The organism is Micromonospora sp. KC213 (assembly GCF_004348325.1).
Classification (GTDB): domain Bacteria; phylum Actinomycetota; class Actinomycetes; order Mycobacteriales; family Micromonosporaceae; genus Micromonospora.
On sequence record NZ_SMKF01000049.1, the window covers coordinates 19027 to 33957 of the forward strand.

Here is a 14931-nt window from a genome sequence, read left to right on the forward strand (position 1 = left end):
CCCGCCCCGGCCCGACCGCCGCACCTGCCGGGCAGCGACAGCGGAGCCCCCGACCCGGTGGCGGGTCGGGGGCTCCCGGACACGTCGATCAGCGCAGGCTACGCGAGCGCGGCGGCACTCCGGCCGCGGCCGCCCGGTCCAGCAACCAGAGGGTACGCGCCACCCCCCGCACACCCGCCGCCGGCAACTGCCGTGGCCCGGCCCCGGCCAGCGCCATGCCGACCGCCCGGGCCTTGTCCCCGCCGCTGGCCACCAACCAGACCTCCTCGGCGGTGTTGATCGTCGGCAGGGTGAGGGTGGTCCGCACGGGCGGCGGTTTCGGGCTGCCCCGCACGGCGCTGACCGGCCGGGTGTCGTGGTGCACCGGATGCTCGGGGAAGACCGAGGCCACGTGCCCGTCCTCGCCGACGCCCAGCATCAGCACGTCGAAGTGGGGGAGCGCGGCGTGGCCGGGACGAGCCGCCCGCGCCAGTTCCTGCGCGTACGTGGCCGCCGCCGCCTCCGGGTCCGGCCCGTCGGGGCCGTCGGAGGCCGGCATCGGATGCACCCGGGCCGGGTCCAGTGGCACCACGTCCAGCAGCGCCGCCCGGGCCTGCGTCTCGTTGCGCTCCGGGTCACCGGCGGGCAGGAAACGCTCGTCGCCCCACCAGACGTCCACCCGGGACCAGTCGACCGCGTCCCGGGCCGGCAGCGCCGCCACCGCCCGGTACACGGCCGCGGCGATCCGGCCGCCGGTCAGCACCACCGCGGCCTGACCCCGCTCCGCCTGCGCGTCGAGCAGCTTCACCACCAGTCGGGCCGCCACCGCCTGCGCCAGCAGGTCGGCGTCGGCGTGGACGGCGACACTCGCCTCACTCATGTCTGCCTTCGTTTCCGGACCACGTCCACGCGGCCCTGTCGTCGTGCCGGGGCCGGTGAACCCCGTTGCCGGTGGGCCGCACCCGCCCGGTCCGTGTCGGCGACGACCCGTCGCCGACACGGACGGCCGTCAGTGGTTCGCGCTGGTGCCCGCGTGTGCGGTCACCCCGGCCTCGGCGCGTCGCGCCGTGGCCGGATCCTTCCACACGTGCACCCGCTGGGCGGGGCGCTGCTCCAGCCCGGTCAGTCCGGCCGCGGCGCCCAGCGCCTCGGCGTACACCTGGTCGGCGTCGAGCCGGCGCAGCTCCTCGGCCAGTTCGTCACCGAGGGGGCGACGCACCAGCGGCAGTATCCGGTCGTCCTGGCCGGTACGCCGGAACGTCGCCAGGCTGTCGTCGCGGGTGAGGGTCAGCTCGTCGCCGTTGGCGCAGCGCAGCTGCACCTGACGCATCCGGGGGTGGGCGTCGGTGTGCTCCCAGCGGGGGTCGATGCCGAGCCGCGCGGCCAGCCAGCCGCGCATCAGCGCCGCCGTCGGGTCGGTGCGCGGCGCGACCACCGTCGCCTCGGTGACCTGGGCCTCGGTGGTGTCGAACGCCCCGGCGACCAGGGTCCGCCACGGGGTGATCCGGGTCCACGCCAGGTCGGTGTCGCCCGGGGCGTAGTCCCGGGCCCGCTGCCGCAGCGCCTCGATCGGGTCGGCGGCCTGCGCGGCGTCGGTGATCCGCCGGTCGGCGACCACGCCGAGGAAGTCGGTGGCGATCTCCTCCGGCGGCTCGCCGTGCCACCAGGTGACCACCGGGACGTCCGGCACCAGCAGCGGCATCACCACCGACTCGGCGTGCAGGGCCAGCCGCCCGTACATCCGGGTGACCACGGCCTCGCAGGGGCCGAGCCGGCCGCCGACGACGATCTCCGCGTCCAGCCGGTTGCGTTCCCGTTCGATGTCCGAGCGGACGACGACCAGCAGCCGGCACGGGTGGGCCGCGGCGGCGATGGTGGCCGCCGCCTCCGCCTCCCGGACCCGCTTCTCGTCCACCACCACGATCAGGGTCAGCGCCATTCCGCTGGCCACCCCGCCCGCGCTGCGCCGCTCCGCGGCCAGCGCCTTGACCACCTCGTTGCCGGTGGTGTCCCACAGGCCGATCACTGGAGCCTCCCGGTCTGCTCGCTTCGACTCTCCACGGCCGTCCGGCGACGGCGGCGACTCGCCCCGGCCACCGGGCGCTCTGCCCTTGCCACCGGACGGCGGCGCCCGCTCACGCCCGCCGCCAGGCGCGGCCCTCGCGGGCCAGCATCTCGTCGGCCGCCCGCGGCCCCCACTCGCCGGCCCGGTACGGCTCCGGCTTCGTGCCCTCCCAGGCGTGCTCCAGCGGATCCACCACCGCCCAGCTCTGCTCCACCTCGGCGGCGTCCGGGAACAGCGTCCGGTCACCGATCAGCACGTCCAGCACCAGCCGCTCGTACGCCTCCGGGCTGGACTCGGTGAACGCCTCGCCGTACTGGAAGTCCATCGCGATGTCGCGGACCTCCATCGTGGTGCCCGGCACCTTCGAGCCGAACTTCAGCACCACGCCCTCGTCCGGCTGCACCCGGATGACCAGCTGGTTGGGGCCGAGCGACTCCATGTCGGCGGCGTTGAAGGGCAGGTGGGGTGCCTTCTTGAAGATGACGGCCACCTCGGTGACCCGGCGCGGCAGCCGTTTGCCGGCCCGGATGTAGAACGGCACCCCCGCCCAGCGGCGGTTCTGGATGCCCAACTCGACGGCGACGTACGTCTCGGTGGTGGAGTCCGCCGGCACGCCGTCCTCGTCCAGGTAGCCGACCGCCCGCTGGCCGCCCACCCAGCCGGGCAGGTACTGGCCGCGTACGGTGCCGTGGGCGATGTCCTTCGGCAGGGTGATCGCCTTGAGCACCTTCAGCTTCTCGGCCCGGATCTCGTCGGCGTCGAAGCTGGTCGGCTCCTCCATCGCCACCAGGGCGAGCAGTTGGAGCAGGTGGTTCTGCAGCACGTCACGGGCGGTGCCGACCGAGTCGTAGAAGCCGGCCCGGGTGCCGATGCCGACGTCCTCGGCCATGGTGATCTGCACCGAGTCGACGTACTTGGAGTTCCACAACGGCTCGAAGAGGTTGTTGGCGAACCTCAGGGCGAGGATGTTCTGGACCGTCTCCTTGCCCAGGTAGTGGTCGATCCGGAACACGTCCTGGCGGGTGAAGACGTCGTCGACCAGGTCGTTGAGTTCCTTGGCCGAGGGCAGGTCGTTCCCGAACGGCTTCTCCACCACCACCCGGCGCCAGCCGCCGCACTTCTCGTTGTCCGCCATGCCGGTGCGGGCCAGCTGCTTGAGCACCACGGGAAAGGCCGCCGGGGGGATGGAGAAGTAGAAGGCGGCATTGCCGTGGATGCCGTGGCTGTCGCGCAGGTCGTCCAGGGTGCGGGCGAGCCGGTCGAACGCGGCGTCGTCGTCGAACGAGCCGCCGACGAACTTGATGTTGCCGGCCAGCCGGGACCATACCTCCTCCCGCCACGGGGTGCGGGCGTGCTGCTTGGCCGCCTCGTGGGCCAGCGACTCGAAGTCGCCGTCGCCCCAGTCCCGCCGGGCGAAGCCGAGGACCACGAATCCGGGGGGCAGCAGACCCCGGTTGGCCAGGTCGTAGACCGCCGGCAGCAACTTCTTCCGCGCCAGGTCACCGGTCACCCCGAAGATCACCAGAGCGCAGGGCTCCGGGATCCGGGGGAGTCGTCGGTCCTGCGCGTCGCGCAGCGGGTTCACGCCGCCTCCTCGCTCGGTCTGGTCCAAGTTGTCCATCGTTGCGTCCGTCATCGTGCCGATCGCATCCCGTAGCTGTGCCAGGCCGGCCGGTCGGTCGGTCAGGTGCAGCCGCAGCACCGGCCGACCCAGGTCGGTCAGCGCCTTCCGGTCACCGGCGACCTGCGCCGCCTGCAACCGTCCCAGGGAGTACGGGCGGTCCGGCACTGGCAGATCAGCGTCCACCGCACCGGTGACCTGAAGATAGCCGTCCGCCGGCGAGCCGCTCGGGTCGTACCATTCGGTGGAATGCGGCAGCCGGCCCCAGCCGAAGGTCACCGGCCGCCCGGTTGCCCGTGCCAGCGCCGGCCGCAGCCGGGCCGCGTCGGCGTCGGCCACCGGGTCCAGGTACGCGGCCACCGCCAGCGCGCCGCCGTCGCCCACCTGGCCCGCCAGGTGGCGCAGCGCGCCGCGCAAATCGGCGGGGGCGCCCGGTGGGGCGTACACCTCGATGGCGCCCTCGGTGAACGAGGGCGTCGGCTCTCCGGCGGCCAGGGCGTGGCCGAGGTTCGGCGTGCCGCCGGCCTGGGGCGGGTCGCCGCCGCGCGCCGCCGTGGCCAGCGCCGTCGCGTACTCCCAGGCCAGGAAGTGCGCGCCGAGCGGGCCGGTGACCGCCAGGTCGGCGGGGCACCCACCACCGGGTACCGCCCCGGCGGTCAGCGCGCCGCCGTAGCTGACGGTCAGCACGCCCGGCCCGCCCACGTCGGGCGCGTCCGGGGACTCCACCGGTATCGGCCGGATACCGGCCCGGGCGAGCAGCCGGGCGATCCAGTCACCGAGGCCGACCAGGCCGGTGCCGTCGGGGACCAGTGCGACCGTGCCGCGCCCGCCGCGGGCCGCCGCGGCCAGCGCCGCCCCCAGCGCCAGGGCGGGATCGTCCTCGTCGTGGGCCAGGGCCGCCGCGAACGCCTCGGCGTCGTCCAGGACCGCCGCCACCTCGACCCCGGCCAGCGCGGCCGGGACCAGATCCAGCGCGGTCAGCGCCGGGTACCGGGCGTCCGGGCGCGGGCCCACCGGCAGCACCAGTACGCCCGACTCGTCGGCGGTGGCCGCCAGCGGCGAGCCGGGGGCGGTCACCACCACGAAACGCCGGGCCGCCTCAGCCTTGATCATTCCGGTGCTCAGGAACGCCCGCCAGTACGCCCGGCCCAGCGCGTCGACCGTCACCGAGTCGCCGTCCGGATCGGCCAGCACGACCACGGTCCGGTCCAGGCGGTCGGCCAGCGCCGCGCGCACCCGCCCGGGGTCGGTGCCGTCGAGCACGGTCAACGGCCGGCCCAGGGTGCGGGCCATGGCCTCGGCGGACAGCGTCGTGCCGGCCGGGCCGACGAGCACCACGTGGTCCAGGTCGCCCAGCTCGGCGACCAGTTCGGCGAGCTGGGCGACCAGCTCCCGGCGGTTGCGGTGGGCGTCCGCGGGGACCGGCCCGGACGATGTCTCCGGCCCTGGCCCGGTCAGCGTCGCCGGATTCGGCTCGGTCAGCGCTGCCCGGTCCGGGTGGGCCAGCCGCGCCGGAAGGCCGCGCGCGACCAGCTCCGCGCGGACCGCCGCGCTGCCGGCCACACCGTCCGCGCCGTGCACGGCGAACCCGGCGGTCGCCACCGCCGGGCCGGCCATCAGGTCAGTCATGTCGCCGTCCGTCCCGGGTCGGCGGTGGCGTCCCGCGCCGCGCGGCCCTCGCCCCGCGGCGCGTCGGACGCCATCGTCACGCGTTGCCGCCGGCCTGGGCGGCGGCCCGCGCGTTGCCCTTCGCGGCCGCGCCCGGCCGACCCGTACCCTGCGCCGCCTCGGACAGGGACTTCCGCACCCCGTCGAGCAGCTCCTGCCAGCTGGCCTCGAACTTCTCCACGCCCTCGCGCTCCAGGGTGGCGATCACGTCGGTGATGTCCACCCCGACCGACTCCAGGTCGGTGAAGACCCGCCGCGCCGCGTCGTACGACCCGGTGATGGTGTCGCCCCGGGTCTCGCCGTGGTCGGCGTAGGCGTGGATCACCGACTCGGGCATGGTGTTGACCGTGCCGGGGGCGATCAGCTCCTCGACGTAGATGACGTCTCGGTAGTCCGGGTTCTTGGTCGAGGTGGACGCCCACAGCGGCCGCTGCGGGTGCGCGCCCGCGTCGGCGAGGGCCTGCCACCGGGCGGAGGAGAAGACCTCGCCGTAGCGCTCGTAGGCGAGCTGGGCGTTGGCGACGGCGGCCTTGCCGCGCAGCGCCTTGGCCTCGTCCGAGCCGATCTTCTCCAGTCGTTTGTCGACCTCGGAGTCGACCCGGGAGACGAAGAAGGAGGCCACCGAGCCGATCTTCGACAGGTCGTGGCCGTTCGCCTTCGCCTGCTCCAGGCCGGCGAGGAAGGCGTCCATCACCTGCGAGTAGCGCTCCAGGCCGAAGATCAGCGTGACGTTGACGCTGATCCCCTCGGCCAGGGTCGCGGTGATCGCCGGCAGACCGGCCTCGGTCGCCGGGATCTTGATGAACAGGTTCGGCCGGTCCACCAGCCACCACAGCGCCTTGGCCTCGGCGACGGTCTTCTCCGTCTCGTGGGCCAGCCGGGGGTCGACCTCGATGGAGACCCGGCCGTCGACGCCACTGCTCGTGTCGTACGAGGGGCGCATCACGTCGCAGGCCCAGCGCACGTCGTACGTGGTGAGCATGCGGACGGCCTCCTCGACGTCCACGCCCCGGGTGGCCAGCTCCCGCAGTTGCCGGTCGTACTCGTCGGCGTCAGCCAGCGCCTTGGCGAAGATGGTCGGGTTGGTGGTCACCCCGGCCACGTGCTTCTCCCGGCGCAGCTGGTCCAGCCCGCCGGAGCTCAGCCGCACCCGGGAGAGGTCATCGAGCCAGACCGCCACGCCTGCGGCGGTGAGTTCGCTCAGCCTGTCCGTCGTCATACCGTTCACGCTCCCCTCAGTTGCCGGTCGTGAAACCGGTGATGTCGCCCACCCGGGTCAGCGCCGCGTGCGCGGCGGCCACGATCCGGTCGGGGGTGAACCCGAACTGCTCGAAGAGCACCGAGTGCGGGGCGCTCGCGCCGTAGTGCTCCAGGCTGACGCTCTCGCCGCAGTCACCGACGATGCCGCGCCAGGACATGGCGATGCCCGCCTCCACGCTCACCCGAGCCTTTACCCCGCGCGGCAGGACCGACTCCCGGTACGCCTCGTCCTGCTCGAAGAACCACTCCTGGCAGGGCATCGACACCACCCGGGTCGGGGTGCCGTCGGCTTCCAGCCGCTCCCGGGCGGTGAGGCAGAGCTGCACCTCGGAACCGGTACCGACGATGATCACCTGCGGCTTGCCGGTGGACGCCTCGGCGAGCACGTAGCCACCCCGGGCCACGCCCTCCGCGCCGGCCAACTGCTCGCGGTCCAGCGTCGGCAGCGCCTGCCGGCTCAGCGCCAGCGCGGTCGGCCGGTCGGTGTGCTCCAGCGCCCGCCGCCACGCCCAGGCGGTCTCGTTGGCGTCGGCCGGCCGGACCACGTCCAGGCCGGGGATGGCGCGCAGCGCGGTCAGGTGCTCCACCGGCTGGTGGGTGGGGCCGTCCTCGCCGAGACCGATCGAGTCGTGCGTCCAGACGTAGACCACCGGCAGCTTCATCAGCGCGGCGAGCCGCACCGAGGGGCGCATGTAGTCGCTGAACACCAGGAAGGTGCCGCCGTACGGGCGGGTGCCGCCGTGCAGGGCGATGCCGTTGAGGATCGCGCCCATGGCGTGCTCGCGGATGCCGAAGTGCAGCGTGCGGCCGTACTCGTGGCCGGGGAAGTCCTTGGTGGCGTGGACGGCCGGGATGAACGACGGCTCGCCCTTCATGGTGGTGTTGTTGCTCTCGGCCAGGTCGGCCGAGCCACCCCAGAGCTCCGGCAGCACCGGGGCGAGGGCCTCCAGCACCTTGCCCGAGGCGGCCCGGGTGGCGATGCCCTTGGCGTCGGCGGGGAAGGTCGGCAGGGCCTGGGTCCAGCCCTCGGGGAGCACCCGGCCGGCGATCCGGTCGTAGAGCGCGCGGCGCTCCGGGTTCGCGTCCGCCCAGGCGTCGAAGGTCTGCCGCCACTGCTGCTGGGCGGCCTCGCCCCGGCTCATCACCTGCCGGGCGTGGCCGAGCACCTCCTCGTCGACCTCGAAGGTGCGCTGCGGGTCGAAGCCGAGGATCCGCTTGGTGGCGGCCACCTCGTCGGCGCCGAGCGCCGAGCCGTGGATCTTGCCGGTGTTCTGCTTGTTCGGCGCGGGCCAGCCGATGATGGTGCGCAGCGCGATGAAGGACGGGCGGCCGGTCTCCGCCTTGGCGGCCAGCAGCGCCCGGTACAGCGCCTCGACGTCCTCGTGGTAGTCGCCCTGGTCGGCGTCGCCGGCCCGCCAGTCGACCGTCTGCACGTGCCAGCCGTACGCCTGGTAGCGGGCCGCGACGTCTTCGCTCTTGGCGATCCGGGTGTCGTCCTCGATGGAGATCTCGTTGTCGTCGTAGATCAGGCAGAGGTTGCCCAGCTGCTGGTGTCCGGCGAGCGCGCTGGCCTCGTGGCTGATGCCCTCCTCGATGTCGCCGTCGGAGGCGATGCACCAGATGTCGTGGTCGAAGACCGAGGCGCCCGGCTCGGCCTCCGGGTCGAACAGGCCACGCTCGCGGCGGGCCGCCATCGCCATCCCGACCGCGTTGCCGAGGCCCTGGCCCAGCGGGCCGGTGGTGGTCTCCACGCCCGGGGTGTGCCCGTGCTCCGGGTGGCCCGGGGTGAGCGAGCCCCACTGCCGCAGCGACTTCAGGTCGTCCAGGCTCAGCGGGTAGCCGGAGAGGAACAGCTGGATGTAGAGGGTGAGGCTGGAGTGGCCGGCGGAGAGGACGAACCGGTCGCGGCCCGGCCAGTTCGGGTCGGCCGGGTTGTGCCGCATCACCCGGTTGAAGAGCAGGTACGCCGCGGGCGCGAGGCTCATGGCGGTGCCCGGGTGGCCGTTACCGGATCTCTCCACGGCGTCCATGGCCAGCACGCGGACGGTGTCGACGGCCCGACGGTCGAGGTCGGACCAGTTGAGTGCGGGGTGCTCGGGTCGGTTGGCAGCCACGATCGTTTGTGCTCCTCGGCAGATGGGCGGAACCCTCACTGGTGACCCTATCGAGCGGCCGTAAACGTCCGCCCGGGGATCTCTGCACGTAGCTGGGTACGTGCCTGACCAGATGATCGTTCAGGGTGGGGTGCGAGGTGATCCACCGAAGGTGTGACGGCTCGCACCGTTGACGGGTCGCCCGGGCAGCCAAAACGACGCCGCGTAGTCTGTGGGGCGGTGTGTGGACCCGGACGGGTCCGGCCGCCCCGTCCCCCCTGCCGAAGCCGGAAGGTGGCAATCCGTGAGCATGATCACCGAGCGCCCCGTCAGCAACCCTGCCGGGCAGCCGCCGGTGCGCACGGTGACCGAGGAGCCGGCGACACCGCGTCGGGACGTCCGGGCCGTGGTCTCCGCCTACGTCGCGTTGACCAAGCCGCGGATCGTCGAGCTGCTGTTGGTGACGACGGTGCCGGCGATGATGCTCGCCGAGGGTGGGATGCCCTCGCTCTGGCTGGTGACGGTGGTGCTGGTGGGTGGTTCGCTCGCCGCCGGTGCGGCCAGCGTCCTGAACTGTTACATCGACCGGGACATCGACCAGCTGATGCGGCGCACCAAGCGTCGTCCGCTGCCCGCGCACACGGTCTCGCCGCGCAACGCGCTGGTCTTCGGGCTGGTGCTGGCGGTGGTGTCGACGGTGTTGATGGCGGCGTTGACCAACCTGCTGGCCGCCGCGTTGACGCTGGCCGCGATCGTCTACTACGACCTCGTCTACACGCTCTGGCTCAAGCGCACCACCACCGCGAACACGTTCTGGGGTGGGGCGTGCGGGGCGGCCCCGGTGCTGATCGGCTGGGCGGCGGTCACCGGCTCCCTGGCGCCGCAGGCGTGGGCGCTGTTCGCGGTGGTCTTCTTCTGGCAGATGCCGCACTTCTACCCGCTGGCCATGAAGTACAAGGACGACTACGCCCGGGCGGGGATCCCGATGCTGCCGGTGGTCGCCTCGGCCCGCCGGGTCAACGCGGAGATCCTGGTCTTCGCCTGGCTGACGGTGCTCGCCTCGCTGCTGCTGTGGCCGCTGGGCATGAGCCTGGTCTACGGCGTGCCGGCCCTGGTGGTGGGGGCCATCTTCCTCATCGAGGCGCACCGGCTGTGCCGGCGGGTGGTCCGCGGCGAGGCGGTCAAGCCGATGCGGCTGTTCCACTGGTCGACCACCTACCTGACCATCCTGTTCGCGGCCGTCGCGCTCGACGCGCTCGTCTGACGCGGCTCGACGCGCTGTCCGACGCAGTCGGGCGGCTGGTCCGGCGCGCGCCGGGGGCGTCGGTCCGGCGTGACCGGCCCGCTGGCCTGACGCGCGCCCCGCAGCGCGGTCGGCGCTTTCTGCTCTGCTGCCACCGGCGCGCCACCGCCTGACGCGCCTCGCGCGTAGGGTGGAAAATCCGACAGATAGGGGTTTTCCTGGCCGTCCCTTTTCGCCTTCTGTTTCCGACACGTCGGGGCGAATCACCTGCGGTTTTCCGTAAACCCGTTCGTAATTGGTATCACAAAAGGTTCATCGTTCTCGCCCCCACGGGTGCGTCTCTGCTTAGGCTGCGCGTCATGGCAGATGGTTCCGATACAACGCTGGCGACGGAGCAGAGCGCGGAGCAGGCCCCCAACGGCCTGGTCGCCGGCATCAGGTCGTTCGCCGCCGGACACGGCGGCGCGAAGGCGGTCATCGAGTACGTCGGCAAGCGTGGGGCCCGGATCGTCCTCGTCGGCTCCGACGGCGAGTGGGCCGACCAGTTCGCCGACGACACCGTCGTCGCGCGGCAGGCGTGCGCCAAGGCGGGAGTCGCCGTCGAGAACGCCTGGGAACGCGAACTCATGGACCAGATGCGTCCGAGCAACGATCTCTGGCGGTCGATGTCCCGGCGCACGATGGCGCGGTGACCCAGACCTTGACCCACCACAACGCGGCCCGGGGGGAACTCCGGGTCGCTCTCGTCACCTGCGACCGGTTCGCCGACCTCGAGTCCGACGACCGGCTCGTGCTCGCCCCGCTCGCCGAACGGGGCATCGCGGTGGAGCCGGCCGTCTGGGACGATCCCGACGTCGACTGGGCCGCCTACGACCTGGTCGTGCTCCGTTCCCCGTGGGACTACGCACCGCGCCGCGACGAGTTCGTGGCCTGGGCGGAGAGTGTGCCGCACCTGCTCAACCCGGCCGACCTGGTGCGCTGGAACACCGACAAGCGGTATCTGGGCGAACTGGCCGCCGCCGGCGTTCCCACCGTGCCGACCTGCTGGGTCGAGCCGGGCGCGGACTGGACCCCGCCGGACGGCCCCGGCCAGTACGTGATCAAACCGGCGGTCAGCGCGGGCAGCCAGGACACCGGCCGCTACGACCCGGCCGATCCGGAGCACCGGGAGTTGGCCGCCGCGCACGTGCGTCGACTCTCCGCGGCCGGGCGGGTCACCATGGTCCAGCCGTACCTCGACGCGGTGGACACGGCGGGGGAGACGGCGCTGCTCTTCCTGGCCGGTCCAACGGGCCTGGCCTACAGCCACGCGATCCGCAAGGGCCCGATGCTGGACGGTCCGGACCACGGCGTCGAGGGGCTCTACCGGCCGGAGGTGATCGACGCCCGCACCGCCACGCCGGAGCAGTTGGCCGTCGGGCAGCAGGTCCTGGCCGCCGTGCCCGGGGGCGCGGACCGGCTGCTCTACGCCCGGGTGGACCTGATCCCGGGTGCGGACGGCAGGCCGGTCCTGGTGGAGCTGGAGTTGACCGAGCCGTCGCTGTTCCTCGGGTACGCCAACGGCGCTGCCGACCGCCTCGCCGAGGCGATCGTGATCCACCTGGTCCGCCGGGGCTGAGCCCTCCCGGACACTCGCCACCTGCGCCATCTCGCGCCGTCGACGAGCCGGATGTCCGGTTCGTTGCCGCCGGGGACAGGCCCGGACGCCGCGCCTTGCGGTTACCGCATCCCGGGGCCCCGGCCGGCTCAGACGGCGGCGGGGACGCGACCGGCGGTCGGCGCGGGCTGCGGGGCGGGCTCGACCGGGCGGCGTTCCCGGGTCGACCAGAGCACCGACAGGGTGGCCAGCAACACCAGGCAGGAGCCGAGCATGTGCGCGCCCACCAGGAGCGCCGGCAGGTCGGTGAGGTACTGCACGAAGCCGATCACACCCTGGCCCAGTTCGACACCGACCAGCACGAGGGCCGCCCGGGCCGCCCCGGCGGCGCCGACCGCCCGGAAGGCGAACACCAGCGCCACGGAGAGGCCGATCAGCAGGAACACGGCATCGGCGTGCACCTGGGAGATCTGCTCCGGGTCCAACCCGTTGCGGGCGGCCCCGTGGTCGCCGGCGTGCGGGCCGCTACCGGTCACCCAGGTGCCCACCACCAACACCGAGGCGCTGACCGCCGTGGTGAGCCCGGCCAGGGTGCGCAGCGGGCCGGGCACCACGGGCACCACCGGCCCGTCCGGGTCGGTGGTGCGCCGCCACAGCGCGTACGCGGCGGCGATCACCACCATGGAGGCGAGGAAGTGCAGCCCGACCACCCACGGGTTGAGGTTGGTCAGCACGGTGATCCCGCCGATGACCGCCTGCGCGGGGATGCCGAGCAGCACGGCCACCGCCAACGGCAGCAGCCGGCGCCGGCGCGGCCGGTGCGCCAGCACCGCCAGCACCACGGCGAGCGCGATGGCCCCGACGGCGAAGGCGAGCAGCCGGTTGCCGAACTCGATCACCCCGTGCACGCCCATCTCGGGGGTGGCGGTGTACGACTCGTCGGTGCACCGCGGCCAGGTCGGGCAGCCCAGGCCCGAGTCGGTGAGCCGGACCGCCCCGCCGGTCACGACGATGGCCACGTTCGCCACGATCGAGGCGTACGCGAGGCGACTCAGCAGGGTGTCGGAGACCGGGAACCGGACGGGAGCCTTCACGCCTCGAATCCTACGCATCGTAGTGGACGCCGATCGGGTGACTCCGCCATCGCGGTGTCGGGGATCACCGGGGGTCCGGTTTGCAGGCCCGGAGCGAATTACGTAACGTTGCCGTTGTGAAAAACGCGGCGGCGCTCTCCGGGCACCCGCCGGTGACCGGGACGGTCACCGGTGTGCCGCCGTCCGCCGATCTGCCCACCCGTGACCGGGTCACCCAGCTGCTGCTGGAGCGGGGGGCGACCACCGCCGCCCAGCTCGGCTCGGCGCTCGGGCTGAGCCCGGCCGCGATCCGTCGGCACCTGGACGCCATGCTCGCCGACGGTGACGTGATCGCCCGGGAACAGGTCGTCCGGGGCAGCCGCGGGCGGGGCCGCCCGGCCAAGGTGTTCCTGCTGACCGATGCCGCCCGGGGCCGGTGCGGCACGCACCACTACGACAACCTGGCCACCGGGGCGCTGCGCTGGATCGCCCGCAACGGCGGTTCCACGGCGGTGGCGGCGTTCGCCGCCGAGCAGGTCGCGGCGCTGGAGGCGCGCTGCCGGGCCGCCATGGAGGACGCCGGGGACGACCCGCTCGCGCGGGCGGAGGCACTCGCCACCGCGCTCACCGCCGAGGGTTACGCTGCCAGCGCGTCCACGATCGCCTCCGGCGGCCAGCTCTGCCAGCACCACTGCCCGGTGGCGCACGTGGCCGCCGAGTTTCCCCAGCTGTGCGAGGCCGAGACCGGGGTCATCTCCCGACTGGTCGGCACCCACGTGCAGCGCCTGGCCACCATCGCCCACGGCGACGGGGTGTGCACCACGCACATTCCGGCCCAGCCGCGCGTTCAGTCCGGTAACACCGTCACCACTGTGAGGACAGATAGATGACCGAGCAGATCGTCCAGCCCCTGACCCAGGAAGAGCAGCTCGCCGCCCTCGGTCGCTACGAGTACGGCTGGGCCGACCCCGACGCCGCCGGGGCGGTCGCCCAGCGCGGCCTCAGCGAGGCGGTGGTGCGGGACATCTCGGCCAAGAAGAACGAGCCGGCCTGGATGCTCGACCTGCGCCTGAAGGGCCTGCGCCTGTTCGGTCGCAAGCCGATGCCGGCGTGGGGCGCCGACCTCACCGGGATCGACTTCGACAACATCAAGTACTTCGTGCGGTCCACCGAGAAGCAGGCCACCAGCTGGGAGGACCTGCCGGAGGACATCAAGAACACCTACGACAGGCTGGGCATCCCGGAGGCGGAGAAGCAACGGCTGATCGCCGGTGTGGCGGCCCAGTACGAGTCCGAGGTGGTCTACCACAAGATCCGTGAGGACCTGGAGGAGCAGGGGGTCGTCTTCCTCGACACCGACACCGCCCTCAAGGAGCACGAGGACCTGTTCAAGGAGTACTTCGGCACGGTGATCCCGGTCGGTGACAACAAGTTCGCCGCGCTGAACACCTCGGTCTGGTCCGGCGGGTCGTTCATCTACGTGCCGAAGGGCGTGCACGTGGAGATCCCGCTGCAGGCATACTTCCGGATCAACACCGAGAACATGGGCCAGTTCGAGCGGACGCTGATCATCGTCGACGAGGGCGCGTACGTGCACTACGTCGAGGGCTGCACCGCTCCTATCTACTCCTCGGACTCGCTGCACAGCGCCGTGGTGGAGATCATCGTCAAGAAGAACGCCCGTTGCCGGTACACGACCATCCAGAACTGGTCGAACAACGTCTACAACCTGGTCACCAAGCGCGCCGTGTGCCACGAGGGCGCCACCATGGAGTGGATCGACGGCAACATCGGCTCCAAGGTCACCATGAAGTACCCGGCGGTCTACATGACCGGCGAGCACGCCAAGGGCGAGGTGCTCTCGGTGGCCATGGCCGGCGAGGGCCAGCACCAGGACGCCGGCGCCAAGATGGTGCACGCCGCGCCGCACACCAGCAGCACCATCGTCTCCAAGTCGATCGCCCGGGGCGGTGGCCGCACCTCGTACCGGGGTCTGGTGCAGGTGCTGGAGGGCTCGCACCACAGCCGGAGCACGGTCAAGTGCGACGCGCTGCTGGTCGACACCATCTCCCGCTCGGACACCTACCCGTACGTCGACATCCGCGAGGACGACGTGTCGATGGGGCACGAGGCGACCGTCTCCAAAGTCAGCGAGGACCAGCTCTTCTACCTGATGAGCCGGGGCCTGAGCGAGGACGAGGCGATGGCGATGATCGTGCGTGGCTTCATCGAGCCGATCGCCAAGGAACTCCCGATGGAGTACGCCCTGGAACTCAACCGCCTGATCGAGCTGCAGATGGAGGGCGCGGTCGGCTGACCCCGCCCGACCCTC

11 protein-coding genes are annotated in these 14931 nt (G+C 72.7%); 5 read left to right on the forward strand and 6 right to left on the reverse strand.

All coding sequences use genetic code 11. The features are described 5' to 3' along the window. Nucleotides 1-88 precede the first annotated feature (88 nt). From pgl to tkt, 5 genes are all read right to left on the reverse strand, one after another. Entirely contained in the window at nt 89-859 is a 771-nt protein-coding gene (gene pgl / locus E1166_RS13045; RefSeq protein ID WP_132261587.1) for a 6-phosphogluconolactonase, read from the reverse strand. Between the two features lie 129 nt (nt 860-988). Next, the gene (locus E1166_RS13050) at nt 989-2005 is read right to left on the reverse strand and encodes a glucose-6-phosphate dehydrogenase assembly protein OpcA (protein ID WP_132338776.1); all 1017 of its coding nucleotides are present in this window, start codon (nt 2003-2005) and stop codon (nt 989-991) included. A gap of 109 nt (nt 2006-2114) precedes the next feature. Continuing rightward, nucleotides 2115-5294, reverse strand: coding sequence for a glucose-6-phosphate dehydrogenase (gene zwf / locus E1166_RS32680; protein ID WP_347813021.1), 3180 nt, complete (start codon nt 5292-5294; stop codon nt 2115-2117). A gap of 76 nt (nt 5295-5370) precedes the next feature. Next, on the reverse strand, nt 5371-6552 hold the full coding sequence (gene tal / locus E1166_RS13070) for a transaldolase (protein ID WP_132261585.1): 1182 nt from the start codon (nt 6550-6552) through the stop codon (nt 5371-5373). 16 nt (nt 6553-6568) lie between these two features. Continuing rightward, nucleotides 6569-8707: a transketolase gene (gene tkt / locus E1166_RS13075; RefSeq protein ID WP_132338778.1), complete on the reverse strand. Its 2139-nt coding sequence runs from the start codon at nt 8705-8707 to the stop codon at nt 6569-6571. A gap of 283 nt (nt 8708-8990) precedes the next feature. On the opposite strand from tkt, the gene E1166_RS13080 reads away from it, so the two are divergent. The 3 genes from E1166_RS13080 to E1166_RS13090 all read left to right on the forward strand — a co-directional run bounded on the left by E1166_RS13080 (nt 8991) and on the right by E1166_RS13090 (nt 11547). After that, nucleotides 8991-9950, forward strand: coding sequence for a heme o synthase (locus E1166_RS13080; RefSeq protein ID WP_132338780.1), 960 nt, complete (start codon nt 8991-8993; stop codon nt 9948-9950). 338 nt (nt 9951-10288) lie between these two features. Further along, nucleotides 10289-10621, forward strand: a complete 333-nt coding sequence (locus E1166_RS13085) for a hypothetical protein (RefSeq protein WP_132338782.1) — start codon at nt 10289-10291, stop codon at nt 10619-10621. Continuing rightward, on the forward strand, nt 10618-11547 hold the full coding sequence (locus tag E1166_RS13090; protein WP_243710328.1) for a hypothetical protein: 930 nt from the start codon (nt 10618-10620) through the stop codon (nt 11545-11547). The genes E1166_RS13085 and E1166_RS13090 overlap by 4 nt, the downstream gene beginning before the upstream one ends. A 128-nt stretch (nt 11548-11675) precedes the next feature. Here E1166_RS13090 and E1166_RS13095 read toward each other — a convergent pair whose 3' ends face one another. Further along, the gene (locus E1166_RS13095; protein WP_132261581.1) at nt 11676-12638 is read right to left on the reverse strand and encodes a COX15/CtaA family protein; all 963 of its coding nucleotides are present in this window, start codon (nt 12636-12638) and stop codon (nt 11676-11678) included. Nucleotides 12639-12736: 98 nt separating this feature from the next. Between E1166_RS13095 and E1166_RS13100 the strand changes: the two genes are divergently transcribed. Both E1166_RS13100 and sufB read left to right on the forward strand, forming a co-directional pair. Next, on the forward strand, nt 12737-13489 hold the full coding sequence (locus E1166_RS13100) for an ArsR family transcriptional regulator (RefSeq protein ID WP_132261580.1): 753 nt from the start codon (nt 12737-12739) through the stop codon (nt 13487-13489). Then, nucleotides 13486-14916, forward strand: a complete 1431-nt coding sequence (gene sufB / locus E1166_RS13105; RefSeq protein ID WP_132338784.1) for a Fe-S cluster assembly protein SufB — start codon at nt 13486-13488, stop codon at nt 14914-14916. The genes E1166_RS13100 and sufB overlap by 4 nt, the downstream gene beginning before the upstream one ends. Nucleotides 14917-14931 lie beyond the last annotated feature (15 nt).